Raw genomic sequence first — 26,090 nt, forward strand, 5'->3', positions numbered from 1 at the left:
GCGGGGTCCCTCCTCAGGGCCCCTGTGCATCGGCCGCGCGCTCCAGCACCGGGGCGCGCGGTCCGGCGCGAAGCCGAAGCAGCTCCTCCCGCACCGCGCGCGCCCGTGCCCACCGGGGACGGGCCGCCACCACCGCCTCAATCAGCTCCAGCCCGCGCGTCACCCCGGCCGTCGCCGTCTGGCCTTCGCCCCGTCGCCAGCCGGCCCACGCGCCGTGGAGCTCCGCCGCCGCGAGCCGGTACTCCAACCTCGGGTCTCGCTGGAGCGCCTCTTCGTACGCCTGCGCCGCGCGCGCGAAGTCACCCTCCGCCGCACCGTGGCCACGGGCCGTCCAGCGCGCCCGCACGCCCGCACCTTCCGCCAGGTAGCGCCACGCATTGCCCAGACGTGGGTTGAGCTCGCGCGCGCGGTTCAGCGCCGCTTCGGCCCGCGACAAGTCCTGGGCCGGGTCCTTGCCGCGTGACAGCGTCCACGTCGCCTGGCGCACCCACGCCTTGCCCACGTTCGCGAGGAAGTCCGCGTCGTCCGGCAGCCGTTGCAGCGCCTGCGCGTAGTGTTCCACCGCGGCCCGCAGCGCGGCGCTGGGGTCCTGCCCCTTCGCGAGCTGGAGCTCGGCGCGGAACACTTCCCACTCGCCCAGGTTGTTGAAGGCGAAGCCCTGCGTGGGCGCCAGTGTGCGGGCCTGCTCGAAGGACGCTCGCGCCTGCTGGAGCAGGGCCTCCGTGTCGCCGCCTTCTTCCGCGCGCAGCTCCGCCTGCCAGAACAGCGCGGAGCCCAGCGCGTTGTGCAGCGCGGGCTGCTTCGCGTTGAGGGCCAGCCCCTGCCGGTACAGCGCCAGGGCCCGCTCCAGGTCCACGCTCACGTCCTCGCCCCGGACGTGGTGGGCGCGCGCGAGCTGTTCGGCCACCTCCGCGCCGTTGAAGCACGCGCTGAAGTTGTCCGGGTTGAGGGACAGGGCCCGGGTGAGCGCGCTGTTCGCCTTGCGCAGGTCGCCCGCCGCGTCGGCCGCGTTCGGCAGGTCGGCCCGCTTGCGGTACGCCACGCCCAGGTTGATCCACGTGTACGGCTCCTGCTCGCTCAGCCGCAGGGCCTGGAGGTACGCGTCGATGGCCTTGTCCTGGAACGGGAGCGCGTCCCCTCCGCGCGCGGCCTCCGCGTCCGCCTGCCCCTGCCACGTCAGGCCCAGGTTGGCGTGGAACGCGTAGTCGCGGTCCTCCGGGCGCAGGCGCTCGAAGGCGGCGGTCGCGCGCCGCAACTGCTCGCGTGGATCCCCGCCGTACAGCTGTTGGTAGCGCGCCCACTGCCGGTGCGTCAGGGCCTGCTCCAGCGGGATGCGGGCGCTGGGCGACGCGACGGCCTCCGCGGTGCGCAGCGCCTCCAGGGACTTCTCCAGCAGGGCCTCCACGCCCTCCCCGCCCTGGTTCGTGCGCTGCTCCGCGAGCCGGCGGTGGAAGCGCGCCACCAGCACCAGCGCGCGCGCATGGTCCGGCGCGGCGGCGAGCGCGTGCGACAGCGCCTTGAGGCCCCGCTCGTAGTGCGGCAGCACGTTGCCCTCGCCGTACAGCTCCATCACCATCGCGGCCAGTTCCAGCCGGCCCAGCACCGCGTGCACGCCCGGCTGGCTCTCCGCGGTGGCGACGGCGGCGGCGTACGCCTCGCGGCTCAGGGACAGGTCCGCCTGCGAGCCCGCGCGGTCGCCGCCATTCCAGCGCTGCATGGCGCGCGCGAGCAGGATGTCGCCGCGCAAGAGGGGCGCCTCGTAGAACCACGGCACCTGCATGCCGGGCGTGCCCAGCAGCGACAGGGCCTCTTCCGGCCGGTCCTCGTAGAAGGCGAACAGGGCCTTCACGAACGCGGGCGGCGCGGGGACGTCCGGCCCCTCGGCCTGACGCAGGTACGTCAGCGCGGGGTCGCGGTAGCGCTGGTTCAACTCCTTGCGGCGGGCCTCGCGCTGCTCCGGCGCGCGGCGCTCCACGTCCAGCAGGAGCTGGTCGCGGTAGAGGTGGCCCAGCACCTGCGCCAGCGCCCACGCCACGCGGGGCTCGCGGTAGCCTTGCGTCCACGCGGCCTCCAGCTTCTCGCGGGCGCCATCCAGGTCGTCCAGCGCGAACAGCGCGCGGCCCAGCGCGTACTGCCCCGCGCCATCCGCCTGCCCTCCCGCGCGCCGCACCTCGGCCTCCAGCGTGGCCATGCTCGCGCGCAGCGCCTGCCGGTCCTCGCGCGTGTCGTGCAGGCGCGAGAGGGCGGAGTAGCGCACCGCGGACTCGATGCGCTCCACGCGTTCGGTGAAGGAGCGGGCCAGCCGCTCCCGCTCGGCCACCTGCGCGCGCGCGAGCGTCGCCTGTCCCAGCGCCCCGGCCACCACCACCACCACGCCCGTGCCCAGCATCAGGACCGAGCGGTGCTTGCGGACCTTCTTGCGCAGCCAGTAGCGCGCGCCGTGCCGGGCCTGCACCGGCTCGCCAGCCAGGAAGCGCTGGAGGTCGTCGGTGAGCGAGCGCACGGAGTCGTAGCGGAGGGGCCGCTCCTTCTCCAGGCACTTGAGGACGATGGCCTCCAGGTCCTCCGGGATGTCCGCGTCCAGGGCGCGCGGCGGCACCGGCGCCTCCGTCTGGAGCCGCGTGAGCACCTGCGCCTCGGTAGCGCCGGTGAAGGGAGGCTGCCCGGTGAGCAGCGCGTACAGCGTGCCGCCCAGGGCGTAGACGTCCGCGCGGCGGTCCAGGCGGTGGCCCTCGCCCCGGGCCTGCTCGGGCGGCATGTAGTGCGGCGTGCCCAGCACCGCGTTGGGGTGGCCGCCCTCGTCGCGCCAGTCCCGCGCGAGCCCGAAGTCCATCACGAAGGGGTTGAAGTTCCCGTCCTCGGTGCGCTCCACCAGGATGTTGCCGGGCTTCAGGTCGCGGTGGACGAGCCCCGCGCGGTGCGCCGCGTGCACGCCCTCCGCGGCCTGGGCGAGCACCAGCACCCGCTGCTCCAGCGTGAGCGTGTTGGAGAGCTGCCCCAGGGACGGCCCCTCCACGTAGCGCATGGCGATGAAGGCCTGGCCGCGCACCTCGCCCACCTCGTAGACCTCGCACACGCGCTCGTGGCGCACGCGGGCCTGGGCCCGGGCCTCGGACAGGAAGCGGCGGGCCAATTCCGGGTCCCCGTCCCGCACGAACTTGAGCGCCACGTTGCGGCGCAAGAGCGGGTCGTACGCCAGGAACACCGTGCCCATGCCGCCCTGGCCCAGGAAACGCACCGGCTCGTACCGGTCCCACCCGGGCACCGGAAACACGGGCGCGCCCTCTGTGTCCACCGTGGCGGGCGGCGCCGTGGACAGCGTGGGGGCCTCCTGGATGGGCGCGGCACCACCCCGGTCCGTGCGCTCGCGGGCCAGGTCCTTCCGCAGGAGGTCCAGGGTGTTCTCCGTCAGCAGCCCCCGCTCCTTCATCAACTCCAGGGGGCCGCGGTGCAGGCGGAGGGCCTCCTCGCGCAGGGCCGCCGCCTCGTCGGAGGACAGCAGCCCTTCGTCCAACGCGAGAAGGACCTCTTCCTCGTACAACTCCTGATGGCGGCCTGCCCCGTGCACGGACGGAGCATACGGGGAAGGCCAGAAAATACGGGAGCGCCGCCGGAAGGGCGCCGTGGGAGGGAGCGAGGGGGCGCTCCCGAAGGGGGAACGGCCGTCCCCCTCCGGCGGGCTCCGCGAACGACTAGGAGGTGCGGCGCGTCCTCCGGCGCAGCCCCAGGAGGCCCAGCAGGGCCAGCCACGAGGCGTCCGGCGCGGCGCTACAGCCACCGCCCGCGAAGGCACGCGTATTCACCACCGACCAGGTGTGCACCGCGGGCGAGGCATCCACGTTGCCTGACCCGTCCACTGCGCGCACGTGCAGGGTGTGGTCCCCCGGCCCGACGTCGTACGTGTCCTTGCACGGCACGAAGTCACCGCCGTCGAGGCTGCACTCGAACGTCACGCCCGGTTCCTGGGGCCCGTACTCGAACTCCGCGGACCGGTCGTTGGTGCGCGCGTCCGGTCCCCGGACGATGACGGTGTCAGGGGCCTGGGTGTCCACGATGAAGGGGACGGTGTTGGACACGGGGCTGGTGCCGCCGCCACCGGGCAGCTCGGCGGTGGACGTCACCACGTGCGGGCCTTGCGTCAGCGGGGTGGCGGGCACGCAGCTCCACGCCCCGGCCGCGTCGACGGTGGCGGTGCAGAGGACCTTGTCGCCCTCGCGCACCGTCACCCGGGTGCCGGGCTCGCCGGTGCCGGTGATGGGCGGGGTGGTGGTCGTCACCGTGGTGCCCGGCTTGGGGCCGGTGATGACGGGGGCCGGGACCGCCTCCAGGTTGCAGGTGGCCGAGCAGCCATCGCCCGGGGTGGTGTTGGAGTCGTCGCACGTCTCGCCCGGTTCGCGCACGCCGTTGCCGCACACGGGCACGGGCACGCACTTCTGGGTGGAGAGGTCGCAGACCGCGTCGCAGACGTTGGACGCGTTGCACGTCTCGCCCAGACCCAGCAGGCAGCGCGGCGAGCAGCTGTCGCCGCCCACCAGGTTGCCGTCGTCGCACACCTCGGCGCCCGCGCGGACACCGTCGCCGCACGTCGTCCCGCAGAGGCTGGGCTCGCCGTTGCACGAGTAGCCCGCCTCCACGGCGCAGATGGCGTTGCAGCCGTCGTTGTTGGCGGCGTTGCCGTCGTCGCACGTCTCGCCCGCGTTGATGACGCCGTTGCCGCAGGTGTTGAAGCACTGGGTGCCCGGCGCGGGGCAGCTCCAGCCCGGCTCCACCTGGCAGGTCGGGCTGCAGCCGTCCCCCGCGGTGGTGTTGCCGTTGTCGCAGGCCTCGGCGCCGGCGGTGATGCCATCGCCGCAGAGGGTGATGCAGGTGCTCGGCGTGCCCGAGCAGCTCCAACCCGGCTCGACGCGGCAGCCATTGGAGCAGCCGTCACCCGACTCCATCTCGTCGTCGTCGCAGGTCTCGCCCGTCTCGAAGGTGCCATTGCCACAGGTGTAGGCACACACGGAGGGGCCCGCCGCGGGCGTGGTGCAGGCATAGCCGCGCTCCACGCGGCACTCGGTGGAGCAGCCGTCGGTGGACGTCAGGTTGCCATCGTCGCACTGCTCACCGGGGTTCACGGTGCCGTTGCCGCACGTCAGGGCGCAGGGCTGGCCCGGCGTGGGGCAGGAGGCGCCCACTTCCAGGGTGCAGGCGTTGGAGCAGCCATCGCCCAGGGTGGTGTTGCCGTCGTCGCACAGCTCGCCGGGGTTGAGGACGCCGTTGCCGCACGTCAGGGCGCAGGTGGACGGGGCACCGGAGCACGTGTAGCCCTGTTCGATGCGGCACGCCGCGGAGCAGCCATCCGAGCTGAACGCGTTGCCGTCGTCGCACTGCTCGCCGGCGTTCACGGTGCCGTTGCCGCAGGTGAGCACGCAGGCGCTGCCCGGGGTCGGACAGGCATGGCCCGCCTCCACGCGGCAGCTCGCGTTGCAGCCGTCGCCCGGCGTCAGGTTGCCGTCGTCGCACTGCTCACCGGGGTTCAGGTTGCCGTTGCCGCACGTCTTGGCGCAGGCGCTGGGCGCACCCGCGCAGCCGTAGCCGGGCTCGATGCCGCAGCTGTTGCTGCAACCGTCGTTGTTGGCGGTGTTGCCGTCGTCGCACTCCTCGCGCAGGGAGATGGCGCCGTCGCCGCAGCGGTCGTCATACGCATCCACGAACAGGTAGCGGAAGGCATTCGGGGGCGAGGCCGCGTTCTCGTTGCACAGCTCGATGCGGTTGACGCCCGCGTGCCAGGGGGCGCTGGAGCCGAACTCGCGGAAGATGTTCTTCTGCCACGGCTGGCCCGGGGGCTCGCTGACCGTGACGGGGTTCACGGTCGTGCCGTTCACCTTCGCGCTGGCGAACTGGTTGTCATTGAAGGTGGCCAGGCGCAGGCGGAACTGCGAGATGGTCGTCGTCGAGGGCACCAGGAAGTCCTGGTACACGCACGTCTCTCCACCCAGGGGCGCCATGAAGCGCGCGGTCTGCATCTCCAGCGGCCAGTCAGTGGCGTTGCGCACGCCGGTGGTCGCACCGGTGTTGGTGCCCGCGTAGAACCAGTGCGGATCCGCCACGACGCCCTCCAGGCGGCGGTTCTGCGCGTCCACGCCGGTGTTGAACACCGCCACACCCGCCCTCACGCAGCGGCTGGGGCTGCCCGCGCACGCGAAGCCGGGCTCCACCTCGCACTGCCGGCTGCACCCGTCGCCCTCGAAGCGGTTGCCGTCGTCGCAGACCTCCTGCGCGAAGGACGGGTACTGGCGGTTGTCGAACGTGCCGTTGCCACAGAGGGACAGGTCACACGTGGCAGAACAGCCGTTGCTGCCGCTGGTGGTGTCACCGTCGTCGCACAGCTCGCCCGTGTTGGGGACGTTGTTGCCGCACAGGCTCGCGAGCGAGCAGGCGTTGCCGGGCACGTGGCACAGGTAGCCGGCCTCCACCGTGCCGGAGGCCGAACAGCCGTCGCCGGAAGCGGTGTTGCCGTCGTCACACTGCTCGCCGGGCTGGAGCCGGCCGTCGCCCACGAGCGCTGACGACTGGCTCGCGAGGACGGGTTCAGGCGTGGAGGGAGTCGAGACGGTCGTCTCGCATCCCATGAGGAGGAACAGGGAGCACAGGGCCGCGGCGGTGAAGCCCGCGCGCGCCGCCGTGCGTGACGCCTGTCCCCGGAAGAGGGAATCCATGACGTTCATGAACATGAAAGGAGTGCCTTGCTTCTAAAGGGGGTCCGGAGAGGAGGAGGCCGGCGTCGTCTGCACGCCCTCGGCCTCCCCGACGATCTTGAATTCGACGCGGCGGTTCTTCGCGCGGCCTTCGGCCTTGGCGTTGTCCGCGATGGGCTGCTGGGGACCGAAGCCGTGGCCTTCCAGGCGCTCGCGCTGCACGCCCTTGCTCACGATGTAGGCCGCCACCGCTTCAGCACGCCGCTGGGACAGGTCCAGGTTGTACTCGGCCTTGCCCTTGTTGTCGGTGTGGCCTTCGACGCGAACCTTCGCGATCTCCGGGTGGGAGACGAGGATGGCCGCGACCTTGTCGAGCACCGCGTAGCTGCGCGGCTGGATGACGTCCTTGTTGTTCTCGAAGAAGACGGCCTCGAGGATGGAGATCCGGTTCTGTCCCACGTCGATGCGCGCGAGCGGCGCTTCCTTGCAGCCGCCGTTGGCCACGGTGCCGGGCTCGTCGGGGCAGTTGTCCACGCGGTCGACGACCGTGTCGGCGTCGCGGTCAGGCTCCACGTCCGGGCAGCCGTCCTGGTCCTTGAAGCGGTTGACGGTCTCCGGCTCGCGCGGGCAGGCGTCCTTCGAATCGACGATGCCGTCCTTGTCGGTGTCGGGGTCGTCCGGGCAGCCGTCCTCGTCCTGGAAGCCGTTCTTGTTCTCCGCCTGGGCGGGGCACTTGTCGGCGAGGTTGGGGATGCCGTCCTTGTCGTCGTCGCCGTCCGGGCAGCCCTGCAGCTCGGTGAGGCCGGCGACGGCAGGGCACTTGTCCACGCCGTTCTTCACGCCGTCATGGTCCGCATCAAGGTCGGGACACTCGGCGGTGACATAGGGCTGTCCCTCGACACAGACGGGAGCGGGGGGCGCGGGAGGCGTCCCGAAGGCCACGCCCGCGAGCACGCGGAAGCGCGGCGTGCCCGGCGTCTGGCCAAAGCCCGGGCCGCCCATGACGTAGAACTCCGCGCCGTCCCCGGTAGGGACGCGCAGGCCCAGCAGGACCTCCATGGAGCTGGGGGCGTCCTTCACGGGCAGCGTGCCGCGCACGAGCACTTCCTCGCGCAGGCCGAAGAGGCCGGCGGACAGGTTGACGCCGCCGTTCAGCTCCGGGCCAATCTCATCGAGCGCGGGCTGCGTCTCGGGAGAGAGGGCATACGTCTGGGTGCGCACGAGCGCGCCCACGTCGGCGCCCACGCGGAAGGTGTTCGCCAGCCGCTTGCCCAGTCCCAGGCGCGGGGAGAAGGTGAAGCCCTTCTCGTCACGGGTGAGGGCCTCCTTGCTGCCCAGGGGCAGCGCCACGCCCAGGTGCAGGCCGAGGTCCAGCGGTCCGCCGCGGTCCTCGGAGAGGAACCCGACGCGGGCCTGGAGCCAGGGCGTGCCGAGCGCGCTCGTGGACGGGGGGGCCACGCCCAGCTGGGTGGTCTCCGGACCCCACTGCGACATGAAGGGAATCTGCGCGCCGACCTCCAACCAGTTCGTGAAGGCGTACGCGGCGCTCAGGTGCGCCGTGACTCGGTTGGAGATGATGACGCCCTGCCGGACGTCGTCCTCCAGGAGGACGAGGGGGCGGTTCTCATAGTGCGCGGTGAGCCCGACGCGGAACTGCCCCGCGGGGAGCAGGTCACCGGTGGACAGCACGAGGCTGTCGCGTGCGCCGGGGTTGAGCTGCAGGCGCTCCAATTCGATGCCCGGAACGGGCGTGCTCTGGGCCTGGGCGCTGAAGGCGCAGAGGACGGCCAGTCCTCCGAGCCCAAGGTGATGCCTTCGTGCGAACAAGCGTTCCTCCACACTTCACACGCGGACGTAGAGACGTCCGCGACCCCCCGCGTGCGAGGGGCCCGGGCACAGTTGCACGCCCGGGGCCAGGAGGTGTTGGGAGAACGACAGTGAGGAATCACGCGCGGATGCGGGTGCGCCGGGAGGAGGGCGCCGGGCGCTGACGCGTCAACGGAGGTCCGCTGACACACGAGACCCGGCGGCTGACACGTCAGACGCGCGCCGGGTCCCGCCGGGGCCTCACAGGTGGAAGTGGCCGGCGGCCTCGGGCTGGTAGGGCACGGCGACGATGCGCAGGCGGCGGGTGCGGCCGTTGGGCAGGGGCCACTCCACGGTCTGGCCCACGGACAGGCCGATGAGCGCGCTGCCCACGGGGGCGAGGATGGAGATGCGGCCCGCGTCGCTGTCGGCGTCCTTGGGGTAGACGAGGGTGACCTCGCGCGTCTCGCCGGCCTCCTCGTCCTCGAAGACGACGGTGCTGTTCATCGTGACGACGTTCGCGGGGATGGCGGAGGAGGAGGTGACGACGGCCCGGGCGAGCTCGGACTCCAGCTGCTCCACGAGCTCCGCGTTGCGGGGGGAGCCGTACTGTTCCACGACGCGCTCCAGGCGCTGGAGGTCGGTGTCGGTGACGATGAGGGGATGGTTGTGCGTCATGGGGGAGAAGCCTCCTGGCGATTTGAAGCAATGACGGCGCCACGCATTCCCGGAAAAGGGAGCGCATGGTGGGACGTCAGGTGAAGGAGTGGAGAGGACGCCGGACCGTCGCGAGCTACACGGGACGGAGGGCGTGGGAGCCAAGCCAGGCGGTGGCTCGGCCATGAGCAGGCAGCGTCCGGCGCACGGGGAACCGGCGCGGAGCACGCTGCATGCTGGCTGTGAGCGAAACCGTCATCTGGACAGGGACCCGGGACCGCGAACGGAAGTAGAGCCCTGAATGTAGCCGCCCCGCCCCTGATTGCAACCCGACCTCCCGGGGCCGCCTCAGCCGCGAGCCGCCGCCAGCGCGGCCTCGGTCTCCGCCACCAGGGTGCGCACCAGGTCGGCCGCGGAGCCGTCGCGTGACAGGCCCACGCCCTGCCCTGCCCACAGCGCCATGTAGCGCGTGTCTCCTCGCTGCGACGCCGCGACCTTCAACGCGCGCGTGGCGCCGTGAAGCTGCGGGTACGGCAGGAAGGCGCCTGCTTCCTCCAACGTCGTGGTGAGCACGTTGGGAATGGCGCGCGCGGGCCGGCCGGTGAGCGCACGGGTGATGCGCGGCGATTCATCCCGGGCCTCGCGCAACAGCTCGCGGTGCGCCGGCACCGTGCCGCATTCCTTGCACCGCAGGAATGCCGTGCCCAGTTGCACGCCCGCGGCGCCCAGCACCCGCGCCGCCGCGATGCCACGCCCGTCCATGATGCCGCCGCTGGCGATGACCGGGAGTCGCACCGCGTCCACCACCTGCGGCACGAGCGCCAGCGTGCCCACCAGCCCCGCCTCGAACGAGCCTCCGAAGGAGCCTCGATGTCCGCCGGCCTCGGAGCCCTGCGCGGCAATCGCATCCACGCCCGCGGCCTCCAGCGCCAGGGCCTCGCGCACGTTGGTCGCGGTTCCGATGATGAAGATGCCGCGCGCGCGGATCTCCTTCAGCACCGCCGCGGGTGGAATGCCGAACGTGAAGCTGAACACGGTGGGCGCGGCCTCCAGCACCGCCTCCACCTGCTGCATGAAGTCCGGCAGCGGCGACTCCGCCACCTGGGGCGCGGGCAGCCCCAGCTCCGCGTGGAAGCGCTCCAGCAACGCCAGCACGGGCCCGGGGTCGGCGGGAGGGGTAGAAGCCCGGGGCGCGAAGAGGTTGATGGCGAACGGCCGCGACGTGCGGGCCCGCACCGCCTTCGCCTGCTGACGGATGGCTTCGGGGGGTGCATCCGCGGCACCCAGGGAACCCAGCCCTCCTGCGTCCGCCACCGCCGCGGCCAGCTCGGGAGGCGACAGGCCGCCTGCCATCGGTGCCTGGATGATGGGGTGCTGCACACCGAGTCGCTCGGCGAACCTGCGCCACGCCTGGGGGTCCATCATGGGTCACCTCGCGGTGCGGATAAGGTGTGGCCGCGCTCCTGGCCTGGGAAGCACGCTCCCCAGCGTACCCGGTCCAGACCGTCCGCCGGGGCGCCCGCTCCCTCGTTCTGTCATTCGCAGTCGTAGTTCGGCGCGGGCTCCCCCGGCGCCAGCACCACCGGGGCCGGGCCGCCTGCCTTCGCCAGGGCGTCGCCACAGTCCAACGCCGGGTCCTTCGACAGGTATCGGTAGAGGACGCACGACGCGCGCTCCACCACGAACGCCTGCTTCGGCCAGTCCGGTCCGCGCGAGGTGAGGATGGCCACCGCGTACCGGCCGCCGTCCGGCAGCGTCACGTAGCCCAGCTCGTTGAGCACGTTGTAGCGCGCATCATCCGAGCAGCACCCCGGAGGCAGCCAGCCGCCCTTGTGCTGGAGCGTGGCGCGGGCGCTCGCGGGCAGCCGCGTCCCCAGCCAGCCGCCACAGCCCTCGCGGGGCGTCAATTGCATCCATTGCATCAGCCGCGCACCGCGCTCCTGCCCCAGCAGCATCCGCTGGTCCACCGAGTGCAGGAAGGACACGGCGTCGTTCGCGCAGAAATAGTTGTCGTTCTGCATCACCCTCGGTGAGTTCGTCGCCTGGCGCGGCTTGCCGTAGTTCCACTTCGTCAGCGCGCTGTGCTCCAGCCCCATTTCATACAGAAAGCGATTGATGGCATCCGGCCCACCCACCAGGTCGATGATCTCACCGGACGCCTCGTTGTCCGAGGTGCGGAACACCTTCTCCGCGAGCGGAGTCACCTCGTCCATCTCCCGCCGCGTGAGCGCCGCCGCCACCCAGAACACCTTCGCGGAGCTGGCGGAGATGTGCGGCTCCAGCCCCTTGAAGCTCGCGGACTCGCCCGTGCGCAGGTCCGTCACCGCCAGCGCCAGGTCCGTGCCCGGGGACAGCCGCGCCGCCTCGCTCGCCAGCGCATCCACCACGCCCTGCAACGACTCACGGGGCGGCCCCGCGTCCGGCTTCGTCGCGCACGCGCTCATCGTCAGCAGCCACGCCCAGGCCAGCACCCTTCGCATCCGCGACTCCTCTTCCACGCGTCAGTGGATCAGCCGGTACACCTGCTCCAGCACCAACGCCGTCACCAGACCGCAGTACGTGCCCAGCACGTACCCCAGCACCGCGAGCAGCACACCCACCGGGGCCAGCGCGGGATGGAAGGCCGCCGCCACCACGGACGCGGAGGCCGTGCCGCCCACGTTCGCCTGCGAGCCCACCGCCGCGAAGAACACCGGCGCCTTCAGCCACCGCCGCGCGCCCATCGTCACACCCGCGTGGATGGCCATCCACACCGCCCCCACCGCCACCAGCGCGGGCGCGTCCCACAGCCGCCGGAACTCCGCCTGCGCGCCAATCGTCGCCACCAGCAGGTACAGGAACAGCGACCCCACGCGGCTCGCCCCCGCGCCCTCCAGCTTGCGCACCGGGGTGAACGACAGCACCACGCCCACCGTCGTCACCAGCAGCACCACCCACGTGAAGCCCGTGACGATGCTGCCCAGGTCCGGCAGCACCTTCGCGAGCGCCGTGCACACCACCGTCACCCCGAACGCCACCGCGAGCATCGACAGCAAATCCGACAGGCTCGCGGGCCGGGCGGACGCCGCCTGGAGCAGGGCGGACTCCTCGCGCACCCGGTCCAGCGCCGCGCGGTCCGCGCCGATGCGTGCATCCATCGCCTTCTCGCGCCCGGCGAAGGACAGCAGCACCGCGGTCCACACGTTGGACACGCCCACGTCCACCACCACCAGCATGCTCAACGTGCTGTCCAGCGCGCCCACGCTCTGGCCAATCGCCACGAAGTTCGCGCTGCCGCCAATCCACGAACCGCTGAGCGCCGCGAGCCCCTTCCACGCCTGGTCCCCCAGCTCCGCAGGCACCAGCCACCCCAGCGCGAGGTACGCGAGCGGCCCGCCCACCATGATGCCCACCGTGCCCGCCAGGAACACGCCCACCGCGTTGCGCCCCAGCCGCGCGATGGCCGGCAGGTCCACCGACAGCACCAGCAACACCAGACTCGCGGGCAGCAGGTACACGCGCGTGAAGCGGTACAGCTCCGACTGGGTGGGGATGACGCCCAGGTTCGACAGCAGCGTGGGCACGAAGTACGCGAACACCAGCAGCGGCACGACGTTGAAGAACCGCTCCACCGCGGGCAGCCGCTGCAACGCATACAGCCCGGCCAGCACCGCGAGCAGCACGGCGAGCACCGCCATCGGATCCTGGATGAGCGGCGGCGTCACGGTGCCGCCCGGGGCTCCACGCCCAGGCCCGGGCCGTCGCCCAACTGGATGCGGCCGCCCACCACCGGATGCGCGCGGTACGGGTCCTCCGCGAGCAGCAGGTTGCCGTCCAGGTCCACCCAGTCCACCAGCGGCGCCAGGTGCGCGCCCGCCGCGATGCCCAGCCCCGTCTCCACCATGCAGCCCAGCATCACCTTGAGGCCACACGCACGCGCGGTCTCGATGATGCGCAAGGCTTCGCGGATGCCGCCGCTCTTCTGCAGCTTCACGTTGATGCCGTGGAAGCCCTCCGCGAGCTTCGGCACGTCCGAGGCCTTCGTCAGCGACTCGTCCGCCACCAGCGGCAGCGGCGAGCGCGCGCGCAGCCACTTCGCGCCTTCCACGTCCGCCGCGGGCAGCGGCTGCTCCACCAGCTCCACGCCCTGCGTGGACAACCACTGGATGTGAGCCAGCGCCTCTTCCGGCGTCCAGCCCTCGTTCGCGTCCACGCGGATGGTTTGCGACGTCAGCGCGCGCACGGTGCTGAACACCTCGCGGTCCTGACCGGAGCCCAGCTTCACCTTGAGCACGGGGAAGTCCGCCGCCTCGCGCACCTTCACCGCGAGCACCTCCGGCACGTCGATGCCAATGGACATGGACGTCACCGGCTGGCGCGTGGGGTCCACGCCCAGCATCCGGTACAGCGGCACGCCCATCACCTTGCCCGCCAGGTCATGCAGCGCCAGGTCCACCGCCGCCTTCGCCGCGGGGTTGTCCTGCAGCGCCGCGTCGAGCGCCTCGGACACGTCGCGGAAGTAGCGCAGGTCGCGTCCCTCCAGCACCGGGGCCAGCTTCTGGAGCGCGGCCTCCACCGACTCCCAGGACTCGCCATAGCGCACGTTGGGCGCGGCCTCGCCGTACCCCACGTGGCCTCCCGAGCGCACCTCCACGAACACGTTGCGCTTCACCGTGCTCGTGCCCCGGGAGATGGTCCAGGCGTGGCGCAGCGGCAACTCCACGGTGCGAAAGCTCAAGGGTGACGGCATGGGCGGGGTTCCTCCTCCAGGGCTCCCTCCCTTAACACGGCGCTCCCTGTAAACACCGCTTCCATTGCCTTCCGGGAGCCAAGGCGCGAGCCTTGCGCGCCATGCGTTTCCTGCCCCTCCTCGCCGTCCTGTTCGCGCTCGGATCCAGCCACGCCGCGTCATCGCGTCCCGCGCCGAAGGACGAGCTGCGGACGTTGCTCGCGGAGCTGATCGCTGCGGACACGTCCAACCCGCCCGGCAACGAGACAGCCGCTGCGCAGGTGGCGGCGCGCTGGCTGCGCGAGGCGGGCATCGAATCGGAGCTCATCGAACCGTCGCCCGGTCGCGGAAATCTCTTGGTGCGCTTGAAGGGCACCGGCAAGGGAAGGCCGCTGCTCGTGCTCGCGCACCTGGACACGGTGCCCGCGGTGCGCGCCGAGTGGGCCACCGACCCGTGGAAGCTCACGGAGAAGGACGGCCTGCTCTACGGCCGGGGCGTGCAGGACAACAAGGGCATGGCGGCGGCCAGCATCCTCGCGCTGCGCCGGCTGAAGCAGGACGCGGGCAACCGTTCGCGCGACATCCTCCTGTACCTGGGCGCGGATGAAGAGGTGGGTTCGGGGCAGGGGTTGGACTGGATGATGGAGCACCGCCCGGAGTTGAAGGAGGCGGAGTTCGCGCTCAACGAGGGCGGCCTCACGGAGCTGTCCCCGGACCGCAAGAGCGTGCGCTTCGTGGCGCTCCAGGCCGCGGAGCGCGTGTCGCGCAACGTGACGCTCAAGGCCACCGGGCCCGGAGGCCACTCCTCCGCGCCGCCCGTGGATGCGGGGCCGCTGGTGCGAGTGGCCGCGGCGGTGGCGCGCGTGGGTGCGCTCACCTTCCCCGCCCACCTGACGCCCGCGGCCCGGCTCCACATCCTGGGCCGCGCGCCCACGACGCCGGGAGAGTTGGGGGATGCACTGCGCCGCATCGCCGCCGCGCCGGATGCGCCACCGCAGGACGCGGTGGAGACGGTGGCGAGGCTGGAGCCCGCGCTGGGCGCCGTGCTGCGCACCACCTGCGTGCCTACGGTCTTCAACGCGGGCACGCGCTCCAATGTCATCCCTGCCACGGCCGAGGCCACCGTCAACTGCCGCCTGTTGCCGGACGCGGACGCGAAGGCCGTGCGCGAGCGCATTGTCGCGGCCGTGAATGACAAGGACATCCAGGTGGAGATGGATGTGTCACCGCCGGACTCGCCCATGTCGCCGGTGGGAGACAACGCGATGTTCCGCGCGGTGAAGGCCGCCGCCGCGAAGGTGTGGCCCAATGCCCCGGTGATTCCGCGCCAGTCCACCGGCACCACCGAGTCCGCCACGCTGCGCAGGGCCGGCATCCACGCCTACGGCATCGACCTCTTCGCCCTCACGCCCGAGGATGCGCGCACGGCTCACGCGCCCAATGAGCGCGTGCCCGTGGCCTCGCTCCAGCCCGGCGCAGAGTTCGTCTACCTCACCCTCAAGCACCTGACGCGCTGACGCGTCCTTCCGTGACCTGGACGGTGCGCTCGTCGACGCGCGATGGCATCGCGCCCAAGGAGAGGCCATGTCCGAAGGAAACCTGACGCGCTGACACGATCTTCCGTCACCTGGACGATGCGCGCGCGATGGCTTCTCCTCAAGGAGAGGCCATGTCCGAAGCGTCGCCCGAGGAAGCCTGACGCGCTGACGCGCCCCCCGTGACCTGGACGGTGCGCGCACCGACGCGCTATGGCTTCTGTCTCAAGGAGAGGCCATGTCCGAAGCATCGCCCGAGGAGATCACCGCGCAGGTGCGCCAGCGCATCGTCGAGCTGGCCATGCAGGGCGGCTACTTCGACACCGTCCTGCGCGCGGGCAGCGAGCTGGCGCGCCTCCAGGAATACCTGCGGATGCTGGCCGGACAGGTGCCCCTGCCGCTCGCGACGCCAGGGCAGTCCCCCACCATCTTCCCGCCGCTCCCCGGCCTGGAGGAGCGGCCCTGGCGCGACCCGCCTCCTCCCGTGGCGAAGGCGCTGGAAGGCTGCCTCGCGGCGGTGCAGCGCGACCTGGCGCGGCTGGAGAACGCGGACCTGCTGCACTACGACTCCGGCATCGTCGGCACGGGCCGCTGGTCCGTGCACCCCGTGTACTTCGCGGGCGAGCGCACCGACCGCCTCTTCTGGCCTGAGCTCGCGATGGAGGAGACAGCCGCCGCCGTGCAATCGCTGGACGGCGAGTGCACCGCGTTCCCGCTGGCGGACGTGCTCTTCTCCTCGCACGCGCCGGGCACCACGCTGACGCCGCATTGCAGTTGGGATGGCTTCCGGATGCGGCTCCACCTGGGGCTCAAGATTCCGGAGGGCTGCGGCATCCGCGTGGGCACCGAGTCGCGACACTGGGAAGCAGGCCGCGTGCTCGCCTTCCACGACTCCTTCGAGCACGAGACGTGGAACCGCGGTCAGGAGCGCCGCGTGGTGCTCATCGTGGACTGCTGGCACCCGGGCCTCACGCTGGCGGAGCGCGAGGCCCTGCTGGCACTGACGCGGAAGTTCGAGGTCCGCGCGCTGCTCGCCCAGCTGCGCGTCCCCGAAACCATGGCAGAGCCACTGCGGCTGCGCTTCGCCCAGGCGGAACAGACAGACGCCCAGGTGCGCCGCTTCTGGCGGACGTGAGCGGGCGACCGCTGCATCACGGGCCGGCCGGCCGGTACTCCTGGATCCACACCTTCTCCACCCCCCAGGTGAAGAGCATCCAGCGATAGGTGTGGCCCACGAAGCCCTCTGCTTCAATGGGCCGCGTCACCGTGACGATGCGCGTCCCGGGCTGACAGGTGCGCAGGTTCGCGATCAGCCGCTCCTTCGTCTCCGGCGTGAACGCCACCCAGTTGGTGAAGACGTGGGTGACGCCCATCAAAGGCTCGCGCGTCATGTCGCCCACGGTGAGGGTGATGCCCGCGGGCTCGAGCCACGGCGCCACGCGCGCCACGTGATCCGGGATGAGCTCCACGCCGTGCGCCTCCGCCTTCAGCCAGCGCGCGGCGATGAGCACCCGGCCCCGCCCCGCGCCCAGGTCCACCACGCGGCTGCCCGGGCCCACGCCCGCGCGCTTCAGGAAGAGCAGCGCCGTCAGCATCGGCGTCTCGCCATAGACGAGCTCGCGGAACACCTGCCCCGTGGCCTTCAGCGCCCGGGCCATCTCGAAGGTGCGCCGCGCGCTGTAGGGCGTGCGCAGCAGGCGCTGCCACCACAGCCCCAGGTACGGCCGCAACAGCCGGGGCCGCCACAAGAGGAGCAGCACGTCGGTGAAGCGCACGATGAAGGCGATGACGGTGCCCTGGAGCTGCAACGCCACGCGCTCGAAGAACGGGAGGTCGAAGTCCTCCAGCGAGTCGTCGCGCTGCGGAGCGGGTTCCGTCATGCGGCGCGGAGGCTTGCCGGAATCCGGCGCCCGCGCAATGGCTCGCGTCTGGAGGGAACGCGGGCGCCTCCCGCCCGGACGCAGCACGTCCGTGCTCGCGCGGCGCCTCCACCCAATCTCCTGGAATTCATCGGGTTTCTGGCTTCACCTGGAGTTGGTGCGCACCGTGCAAAGGGAGTCAGGCACCGTGGAACACTCCCACCCCCGTGGGAGTCCAGGCCTCCACGGACCGAGGAACGCCCATGTGCACCGACTTCCTGATCACCGGCACAGACTCCCGAGTCTCCACGAGCTTCGCCGTCAATGGCCGGAGCATGGAGTTTGGCAAGGACCTGAACTCCCAGCTCATGGTCCACGCTCCGGGTGAGAGCTTCCAGTCGAAGGCCCCGGACCTCAAGCCGGGCCTGGCGTGGACGTCTCGGTATGGCTTCGTCGGCCTCACCGCCCTCAGCGACGCGGTCCTCGTGGATGGCCTCAACACGCAGGGGCTCTCCGTGGGCGCGCTGTGGCTGCCGGGCGCCACCTACCCGAAGGTCACCCAGTCGTCGCAGGCCCTGGCCCTGGTGGACTTCGTGACCTGGGCGCTCGGCACCTGCGCCAGCGTGGCGGACGTGAAGACCGCCCTCACCAACGGGAGCGTCCAGGTGTGGGAAGGCGACCTGCTCGCGAAGCTGCTGCCACTGCACTTCCCCGTCCACGACGCGGCCGGCAACAGCGTCGTCGTGGAGTTCACCGACGGGAAGCTCAACGTCTACGACAACCCCGTCGGCGTCTGCACCAACAACCCGCCCTTCCCCCAGCAGCTGGAGAACCTGGGCAACTACGCGAACCTGTCGCCCTGGGACGCGAAGCCCACGGAGCTGGGCGCCCAGAAGTTCTCGCCCTCCGGCCACGGCAGCGGCATGCGCGGCCTGCCGGGAGACTCCACGCCCCCCGCCCGGTTCGTGCGCGCCACCTACCTCAAGCAATACGCGCAGCCCCTGTCGAGCTCCGGGGATGCCACCACCCTGGCCTTCCACCTGCTCAACACCGTGGACATCCCGCTGGGTACCAGCCGTGGCGTCGACAAGCTCGGCAAGGACACCGTCGACTACACGCAGTGGGCCGTCGTGAAGGACCTCACCGCACTGACCCTCTCCGTGCGCTTCTACGGCAACCCGCTCGTGTACTCCGTCAACCTCAACACGCTCGACTTCAGCGGCGCCGCTGGCAAGCCGTTCCCCGTCCCGGCGTCCCCCACCAGCATCGACCTCACCGCGAAGCTCTCCAGCTAGGCGCTGACGGGCCGGGGGTGCTGGGAAGGCTCACCCCAGCACCTTCTTCGCCAGCTTCGACAAGGCCTTGTCCCCGGACGCCGCGGGCAGGGCCATGAGGCGCGCGGCCACCTGCTTCCCGGCCACCGGGTTCTCCGCCGCGAGCTTCAGGTACACGGTCGCACGCTCCACGAAGTCTGGCCGTCCCTGCGCCGCGTCCAGGCGCGCCAGCAACTCCAGCATCAGGTCATCCGCGGGGAACTTCTCGAAGAGGCCCCGCAGCGCCTGCCGCTCCAGCGCTTCCGGGCGCACCTCCGCCAGGTTCACCGCGGGCTGGAGCAGCGCGAGTCCCAGCGTGCGCATGGCCTCCGCGACCACGCCGGGCTTCCACCCGTCCGCGAACGCCGCCAGCAGGGCCTCCGCGCCGCGCACGTCGCCCAGCATGCCCAGCGCGTACACGGCCGTCTTCGCCTCGTCGTCGTTGCCGCTCCGGCCCTGCACCAGGAGGACGAAGCGGTCGATGACGTCCGCGTCTCCCATCCGGGCCAGCGCCTGCGCCGCCTCCCTCCGCACCTCGCGCGAGGGGTCTCCGTACAGCACCTGGCGCAGCACGGGCATCGCCACCGCGCCCTGGTCCGCCAGTTGGTCCACGGCCTTCGCGCGCGCCTCCTTCGTGGACTCGGACAGCGCCGCCTGCGCCAGCGGCTGCACCTTCTCGCGGCGCTGGCGCAGCAGTTCGGCCACCGCGGCCTCGCCGGACTCCCGGGCGCGCACGTCCTCCAGCGTCTCCTTCGCGAAGAGGCGCAGCCCCGCGTCGTGGCCCTTGCGCGTCAGCGCATCCAGCTCGCGCCGCGCCAGGGAGCCGCCCATCGCGCCCAGCACGCGGATGGCCGTGCGGCGCACCATGCGGCTGTGGTGCTCGCTCAGCGCGACGCGCACGGTGTCCAGGGCGGCCTCTCCGCGCGTCGCCACTGCCCGCGCCACGAAGGCGCTCGCGGCCCCGTCGCTCCACGTCGGGTAGTAGTCCCGCATCAGCGTGTCCACGCCCAGGCTGGCGTAGTAGCGAGCCGCGTGCGCCGCCGCCTCGTAGCGCGTCAGCTCGCCGCGCGCCCGGCGCACCATCGCCTCCCCCGGCGTCAGCGCCACCTCCGGTCGCTGCACGTGGATGCTCGGGTGCGTGGGAACGGCCTCCAGGCCGGAGGTCTCCACCTGCACCGCGCCCGACAGCCGCACCAGCGCGATGCCCAGCACCTGGTACACCTTGATGAAGTCGTCCAGCCGCTCAATCGGATCCGGCCGCTGCGCGAGCGCCTCCAGCAGCGCCCCCGGCTTCTCCAGCCCCAGCTCCCGGAGCCGCGCCACCAGCGGCTCCACCGCCCGCGTCCCCACCGCAGCGAGGCCGCTGGCGAACGCGTCCGCCAGTTCGTCCCGCACCTCCGCCAACGCGATGGCCGCGCGCGAAGCTCCCGCCGACCGCGCCGCCTCCGCCCACCCGCTGCGGGGCAGCGCGCTCGGAGTCGCGGGGGGCCGGACCCGTCCTCGCCGCCGGGGTGACACGGGCACGTCCTCCGCCCGCCCCAGCGCGCGCAGGTCCAGCCCTTCCGGCGACTCCACCACCACGGCCGACGGGAACAGCGTGGGCAGCGCCGCCTCCAGCCCCACGTCACCCAGCACCGCCAGCAGCTTCGTGCCCTCCAGGGCCGCCGCCAGCGGCTCCTCCAGTGACGCATCCGCGGGCAGGAAGAGCGCCCGGCCCGCGCGGTCCACGAACTGCGAGCGGGCACCGCTGGCCAGCAATGAATCCACCCGCACCGCGACCGGCAGCAGGTCCGGCGCGAACACGTCCTTGCGGTGCTCCTGGAAAGCAGCCATCGCCGCGCTCACGTCCGGCAGCGCCACCTCCAGCAGCCGCTCCAGCGGCGCCCGGTCCACCGGCGTTCCGCCCGTCCACTCCTCCAGGTCCAACCGGTGCGGCGCGAAGCCCGGGTACTGCCCGCCCTGCGCCCCCTGGAGCACGTAGCCCGCGTGGCTCTTCTTGGGCGCCACCGTCTTCAGCATCGCGGGGAGGATCTGCTTCTCGCTGTAGTGCCCGCCCGACACCAGGTCCACGAAGCGACTCTCGCGGATGAGGAACCTGTCTGGCGTCACGCGCGAGGAGAACGCGTACTCCACCAGCGTCAGCCCCGTCACCGGCTTGCGGTCCTTCTTCGTCCACGTCTTGCCGATCAGCTCCTCGACGTGGCGGTCCTCCAGCGCCTCGCCGCCCAGGTGCTTCTCCACCTTGCGCGCCGTGAGCAGCATGTCCGCCACCAGGTCCGTGAACACCGGCGGCTCGAACGTCCCCGTGCGCGCCACCGCCGCGTCCAGCAGGCCCGCCAGCTCCACCGCCCGCGCCGACAGCCGCCGCAGCCCGTTGGCCCGGAGCGCTTCGCCCAACGCACGCACCTGCTCGGGCCGCTCCGCTCCCAACGACGCCACGCCCGACAGGCCCAGCTCCCGCACCAGCGTGGACACCTGCGCCACGCCGGCCTTCATCAGCTCGCCCGTCTCCGCCTTGCCCTTCTTCACGCTCTTCTTCGTGCCGGTACCACCCGGTGCCACCGGGGCGGACTCCGCCGTCACGAAGGCCTGGGGCGCCCGGGCCCACGCCACCAGCAGCGCCGCCGCGTGCTTGCAGTACGGGCGCGAGCGCGCCGCCATGCACGAGCACCGCCCCTTCACATCCGAGCGCGCCTCGCCGAACACCAGCGAGACCTTGTACGGCGTCGCTCCCGAACCCGCCGCGTCCGCGAACAGCCGGTTCTCGTAGCGGGACAGGTTGGCCAGCTGCTTGCCGTCGAACAGCGCCGCGCCCTTGGCCAGCTCCGCCTTGTCGCTGATGATCTCCGTCAGCGCTCCCATCCCGATGATGGGCCGTACGTCAGCCATGACGGTTCCCCTTCTCACTCGACGCAAGCAGCGGCGTCAGGTCCTGGTTGCGCATCACCCGCTCCACCACATCCACCAGCTTCCGGGGCGTGCACCCGAAGCACGGGATCCCCAGCGCGGTGAGCTGCTCCGCCATCGCATGGTCATACGAGGGCCGGCCGCTGTCCGACAGCGCCAGCAGACACAGCACCTTCGAGCGTGAGTCCACCAACTGCCGCAGCCTCGCCACCAGCTCCTCGGCGTTGCCGCCCTCGTACAGGTCGGTGATGAGGATGAAGAGCGTCTTCTCCGGCCGGCGCACGTAGTGCTCCTGCGCGTACGCCACCGCCCGGTTGATGTCCGTGCCGCCACCCAGCTGCGCGGAGAACAGCACCTCCACGGGGTCGGACAGCATGGGCGTCATGTCCGCGATCTCCGTGTCGAAGAGGACGAGGCTGGTCCGCAACACGTCCAGCGACGCGAAGATGGCCGCCATCACGGAGCTGTACACCACGCTCTCCGCCATGGACCCGGACTGGTCCACCACCAGCGTCACGTCCCATTCGTGGTGCCGCCGCTGGTTGGGCCAGAAGTAGAAGCGCTCCGGGATGAGCCGCTTGCGCTCCGAATCCCAGCCCTTCAGGTTCGCGCGGATGGTGCGCCGCCAGTCGATGTTCCTCGCGATGGGGATGGGGCTCGTCCGGTCCCGCCTCAGCGCCCCGAGCACCGCCGTCCGCAGCGGCGACTCCAGCTTCTTGCGCAGGTCGTCCACCACCTCGCGGATGATGCCGCGCGCCAGGTCCTTCGCCTGGTCCGGGATGAGCCCGCGCGCGCTCACCAGCGTCGTCACCAGCTCCACGTTCTTGTCCAGGAACGGCAGGGTCTCCGGCTCGAAGAGCAGCTGCGTGAGCCCCTTGCGCTCGATGGCGTCCTTCTGCACCAGCGCGATGACGTCGTCCTGGAAGAAGTCGCGCAGCGCCCCCAGCCACTTGGGCAGGTACGGCTTGGAGCCGCCCCGGCCCGCGGAGCGCTCGCCGTAGACGAAGGAGAGCGTGTCATCCAGCTCCTCCAGGTCGCCGTCGCCCAGGCCCACCGTGTCCGCGCCCGCCCTCAGCGCGCCCAGCGACGGACAGGAGCCCGTCTTCTCCGCCTCCGGGCCCAGCGCCAGGCGCCAGCGCAGCAACGCATCGCGGTCCTTCGGTTCCAGGTCCTTGGGGTCCACGCTCATAGCAGGTCGTCCAGGTCATCGAGCGCCTTGCCCAGCTCCGCGCTCATGTCCTTCAACGTCTCCTTGTCCTTCTCTTCCAGCACGGCCTTCACCGCGCGGCCCTTGTCCTTCAAGTGCCGCACGCCCATCACGTTCTCCATCAGGTAGCGCCGCTCCGTGGCGCCCAGCGTGCCCAGCGCACGCCTCAGCACCGGGAGCGTCTGCCGGAAGCGCTCCGGCTCCACGCCGCACAGGAACGCATCCAGCGCCTTCACCACCTCGCGGCTCTTCACCAGCACCAGCGCGTTCACCTGGAGGAAGCCCTCCAGGTACGCCGCCGCATCCGCCGGCTCCACCGCCAGCGACAGCCGCCGCCCCACCTCCAGCGCCACGTCCGACTCCGGCAGCTCCCGCGCCAGGTACAGCAGGCCCGTCGCGAGCCCCGCCGTCGCCGGGTGCACCACATGGCTCTCCATCAGCGCGCGCGCCTCCGCAAGCCATCCCGCCTTGTCCGCGCGCGGCTGGGACAGCGCCACCTCGTGCAGCGTGCGCAGCGCCTCCAGCACCTTGGGCACCGCCTCCGGTGCGCACGCGCTGGCCTCGCGCACGCGCAAGAGCGCCCGCCCGAAGGTCTTCTCTCCCAGCGACGCCACCGCCTCGTCCCCCACGGCCGAGTGCGCGCGCGAGGTGCCGTACGCCATCAGCCCCGACAGCGACCGGGCCGCCGACGCCAGCGAGGGCAGGTCCGCGTCCGTGGCCGCGTGCACGTCACAGGCCCGGAGCGCCGAGGCCACCGTCTGGGGACAGCCGGTGATGACGGACTCCAGCAGCACGTCCGCCGCCTCCGCCGTCGTCTTCGCCAGCGTCAGCCGCTCCTGGAGCACGCGCGTCGTCACGCCCTCCAGCGAGTCGCCGAGGACGATCTTCTCCACCAGCGCCACGTCCGTGGACGGCGTCCACTGCGCCTGCCAGGACTCACGCACCCGCGTGAGCGCCGCGTAGCCCCCGGCCTCGGTGGCCGCCTGCGCGCGCGAGCCCGTGCCCGACAGCGTCGCGTACGGGACGCCCGCCACACGCAGCCGGTGGAGGAACACGGACGAGCCCACCTCCACCTCGTTGTTGAGCCGCAGCGCGAACGTCTCCGCGCTGTCCGTGCGCGGCAGCCGCCGCTCGCCCACCTCGCGCCAGAACTCCGCCTGGAGCGAGTTCTGCCCGATGCGGCTCGCCACCTGCCCCACCTGGTGGCCGATGACGCTCTTCCACAGGAAGTCGTCCACGTGCGTCGCGTCGCCCCGGCACAGCGTGGCCACCGTCGCCTCGCGCAGCTCATCCAGACCCGGCGCGCTCTTCTCGCGCAGGTCCGACAGCATCACCGCCAGCCGGTACGCCTCCAGCACGTCCGACAGCGACGCGGAGAAGCCGCGCATCCGCAGGTGGCTCGCGAAGTCCAGCAGCACCTCCAGCGTGGCGCGCCGGAAGTCGCAGTGGGCCTCGTGGGCCTTCTGGTAGAAGTGCGGCGCCCGGTTGCCCGCGCCGTACCCCAATTGCTCCGCGAGCCGGGGGAAGCTGAACGGAATCACCGTCACCGCGCACGGCACGCCCGGGGGCAGCTTCGCCTCCAGCGCGGGCTCCACGTCCCCGGCCACGAAGGCCGCGATGTGCGCCGCGCCCGCCACCACCGCCACCTTCTCCGGGGCCACGCCGCCCGCCACCACCTCCAGCACCTTGCGCGCCATGAAGGCGTCCCGCTGGCGGTGGTACCCCTGCCGGGGCCCGGCATTGATCACCTCCGCCCACGCCAGCAGCACCGGGCGGAACTGCTCGGGGCTCCAGTCCGGCGCCTCGAAGGCCGCCTCCCAGAACTCCTCGAACGAGCGGTAGCCCTGCGAGCGCGCGAAGGCGTCCGTCAGCGGCACCGCATCTTCAGAGACGGAGACAGGAGCACCCTCTGCCGCGACTTCGGCCTCGATTCCCAGCCCGGGTGCGTCGCGGTCCACCGCGAGGCTCACGCCCACCGGGATGTCGATGAACTCCACGCGCGCGCCATTCGCACGGGCCCAGCGCAGGGCCTGGTACTCCGGCGAATAGGCCGCGAAGGGCCACAGCGAGGACGCCGGGGTGCCGTCCGTGCGGTAGCCCAGGATGGCCACGGGGGGCCGCGTCTGCGCGTCGCACAGCACGTCCACCATCCCCGTGGCATCGCACGGGCCTTCCACGAGGACGACCTCGGGCTTCACCTTCTCCAACCAGCGCTGGAGCACGGCGGTGGTGCGCGGCGAGTGGTGACGCACCGGGAAGTGCCGCACCCGGGAGAGCAGGGCGAAGTCCATCAGCCCCTCAGGAGCTTCTTGCTCGCGGAGTAGAGGTCCTTCCACGGACCCGGGCGGCCCTTGGCCACCGTCTCCATGTATTCGCGCAGCGCCTTCACGTCGTCCTCCTGCTCCTTCACCACCGCGCCCACCAGCGAGGCCGCCAGCTCGTGCGGCGTCACCGTCCCCGAACCGAACTGCTGCGCGAGGATGGCGCTGTTGAACAGCACGCTGATGGCCTCCGCCGTGGACAGCACCGCCCCCGGGGTGCGCACCTTCGTCTTGCCGTCCTTCGTCACGCCCTTGCGCAGCTCCTGGAAGAGCGTCAGCAGCACGCGCGACAGCTCCTCCGGCGGCGGCACCCCCACCTGGTAGTCCGTGCGCAGCTCCGCCTCGCGCTTGGTGACGATTTGAATCTCCTGCTCCAGGTCCTCCACCACGGGCACGGTGACGAAGTTGAAGCGGCGCTTGAGCGCGGCGCTCATCTCGTTCACGCCCCGGTCCCGCGTGTTCGCGGTGGCGATGAGGTTGAAGCCCCGTTGCGCGCTGGTGATCTCTCCCAGCTCCGGCACCGACACCTGCTTCTCCGACAGGATGGAGATGAGCGAGTCCTGGATCTCCGGCGACGTGCGCGTCACCTCCTCGAAGCGGGCGAACTTGCCCGTGCGCATCGCACGCAGGATGGGCGACGGCACCAGCGCCTCCGGCGACGGCCCCTGCGCGAGCAGCAGCGCGTAGTTCCACGAGTACTTGATGTGGTCCTCGCTGGTCCCCGCCGTGCCCTGGACCACGAGCCCCGACGTGCCGCTGACGGCCGCGGAGAGGTGCTCGGACAGCCAGCTCTTCGCGGTGCCCGGCTCACCCACCAGCATCAGCGCCCGGTCCGACGCGAGCGTGGCGATGCACACCTGCACGATGCCCCGGTCCCCCACGTACTTGGGCGTGATGGTGACGCCGCCCACGGGCTTGGGGCTGCCCAGGATGTACATCTCCACCGCGCGGGGCGACAGCGCCCAACCCGGTGGGCGGGGCTTGTCGTCGTGCGCCGCGAGGGCGTCCAGCTCGTTCTTGTACTTCGCTTCGGCAGGCAGGCGGATGTCCGGCATGGACTGCACGCTATCCATTCGGTCTGACATCCGGCAAACGCC

The 26,090-nt window shown here is 71.8% G+C and carries 16 protein-coding genes; 3 read left to right on the forward strand and 13 right to left on the reverse strand.

All coding sequences use genetic code 11. The features are described 5' to 3' along the window. Positions 1–13: 13 nt before the first annotated feature. The 8 genes from D7V97_RS00510 to D7V97_RS00545 form a co-directional block, all read right to left on the reverse strand. Positions 14–3,514 carry a serine/threonine-protein kinase gene (locus D7V97_RS00510; protein ID WP_233582427.1) on the reverse strand — a complete coding sequence of 1,167 codons (3,501 nt, stop codon included), beginning with the start codon at positions 3,512–3,514 and terminating at the stop codon, positions 14–16. 178 nt (positions 3,515–3,692) lie between these two features. Beyond that, positions 3,693–6,716, reverse strand: coding sequence for a DUF4215 domain-containing protein (locus tag D7V97_RS00515; protein WP_120608594.1), 3,024 nt, complete (start codon positions 6,714–6,716; stop codon positions 3,693–3,695). 18 nt (positions 6,717–6,734) lie between these two features. Further along, positions 6,735–8,507 carry an OmpA family protein gene (locus D7V97_RS46570; RefSeq protein WP_120608630.1) on the reverse strand — a complete coding sequence of 591 codons (1,773 nt, stop codon included), beginning with the start codon at positions 8,505–8,507 and terminating at the stop codon, positions 6,735–6,737. Positions 8,508–8,747: 240 nt separating this feature from the next. Continuing rightward, the gene (gene rnk / locus D7V97_RS00525; RefSeq protein WP_120608595.1) at positions 8,748–9,164 is read right to left on the reverse strand and encodes a nucleoside diphosphate kinase regulator; all 417 of its coding nucleotides are present in this window, start codon (positions 9,162–9,164) and stop codon (positions 8,748–8,750) included. Between the two features lie 327 nt (positions 9,165–9,491). Continuing rightward, on the reverse strand, positions 9,492–10,568 hold the full coding sequence (locus D7V97_RS00530) for a nitronate monooxygenase family protein (RefSeq protein WP_120608596.1): 1,077 nt from the start codon (positions 10,566–10,568) through the stop codon (positions 9,492–9,494). Between the two features lie 110 nt (positions 10,569–10,678). Beyond that, the gene (locus D7V97_RS00535; protein WP_120608597.1) at positions 10,679–11,623 is read right to left on the reverse strand and encodes a serine hydrolase; all 945 of its coding nucleotides are present in this window, start codon (positions 11,621–11,623) and stop codon (positions 10,679–10,681) included. Positions 11,624–11,644: 21 nt separating this feature from the next. Next, positions 11,645–12,847, reverse strand: a complete 1,203-nt coding sequence (locus D7V97_RS00540; RefSeq protein WP_304988495.1) for a DUF819 domain-containing protein — start codon at positions 12,845–12,847, stop codon at positions 11,645–11,647. Next, positions 12,844–13,872, reverse strand: a complete 1,029-nt coding sequence (locus D7V97_RS00545) for a dipeptide epimerase (protein ID WP_120608598.1) — start codon at positions 13,870–13,872, stop codon at positions 12,844–12,846. The genes D7V97_RS00540 and D7V97_RS00545 overlap by 4 nt, the downstream gene beginning before the upstream one ends. A gap of 101 nt (positions 13,873–13,973) precedes the next feature. On the opposite strand from D7V97_RS00545, the gene D7V97_RS00550 reads away from it, so the two are divergent. Further along, positions 13,974–15,368: a M20/M25/M40 family metallo-hydrolase gene (locus tag D7V97_RS00550; protein WP_120608599.1), complete on the forward strand. Its 1,395-nt coding sequence runs from the start codon at positions 13,974–13,976 to the stop codon at positions 15,366–15,368. 256 nt (positions 15,369–15,624) lie between these two features. Further along, positions 15,625–16,521: an aspartyl/asparaginyl beta-hydroxylase domain-containing protein gene (locus D7V97_RS00555; RefSeq protein ID WP_120608600.1), complete on the forward strand. Its 897-nt coding sequence runs from the start codon at positions 15,625–15,627 to the stop codon at positions 16,519–16,521. A 16-nt stretch (positions 16,522–16,537) separates the two neighbouring features. On the opposite strand, the gene D7V97_RS00560 is transcribed toward D7V97_RS00555, so the two are convergent. Then, complete coding sequence (locus D7V97_RS00560) at positions 16,538–17,266, reverse strand: class I SAM-dependent methyltransferase (protein ID WP_233582428.1); 729 nt, start codon at positions 17,264–17,266, stop codon at positions 16,538–16,540. A gap of 242 nt (positions 17,267–17,508) precedes the next feature. Here D7V97_RS00560 and D7V97_RS00565 point away from each other — a divergent pair, with 242 nt between their 5' ends. After that, positions 17,509–18,540 carry a linear amide C-N hydrolase gene (locus D7V97_RS00565; protein WP_120608601.1) on the forward strand — a complete coding sequence of 344 codons (1,032 nt, stop codon included), beginning with the start codon at positions 17,509–17,511 and terminating at the stop codon, positions 18,538–18,540. Between the two features lie 30 nt (positions 18,541–18,570). On the opposite strand, the gene D7V97_RS46575 is transcribed toward D7V97_RS00565, so the two are convergent. Genes D7V97_RS46575 through D7V97_RS00585 form a run of 4 tightly spaced genes read right to left on the reverse strand, consistent with a single transcriptional unit; the run spans position 18,571 to position 26,066 of the window. Beyond that, entirely contained in the window at positions 18,571–21,447 is a 2,877-nt protein-coding gene (locus tag D7V97_RS46575; protein ID WP_120608602.1) for a HEAT repeat domain-containing protein, read from the reverse strand. Continuing rightward, the gene (locus D7V97_RS00575; RefSeq protein WP_120608603.1) at positions 21,440–22,654 is read right to left on the reverse strand and encodes a VWA domain-containing protein; all 1,215 of its coding nucleotides are present in this window, start codon (positions 22,652–22,654) and stop codon (positions 21,440–21,442) included. Before D7V97_RS00575 ends, D7V97_RS46575 begins: the two co-directional genes overlap by 8 nt. Next, entirely contained in the window at positions 22,651–24,963 is a 2,313-nt protein-coding gene (locus D7V97_RS00580; protein WP_120608604.1) for a DUF5682 family protein, read from the reverse strand. The genes D7V97_RS00575 and D7V97_RS00580 overlap by 4 nt, the downstream gene beginning before the upstream one ends. Then, the gene (locus tag D7V97_RS00585; RefSeq protein WP_233582429.1) at positions 24,963–26,066 is read right to left on the reverse strand and encodes an AAA family ATPase; all 1,104 of its coding nucleotides are present in this window, start codon (positions 26,064–26,066) and stop codon (positions 24,963–24,965) included. The genes D7V97_RS00580 and D7V97_RS00585 overlap by 1 nt, the downstream gene beginning before the upstream one ends. Positions 26,067–26,090: the final 24 nt, after the last annotated feature.

The organism is Corallococcus sp. CA053C (assembly GCF_003611675.1).
GTDB lineage: Bacteria > Myxococcota > Myxococcia > Myxococcales > Myxococcaceae > Corallococcus.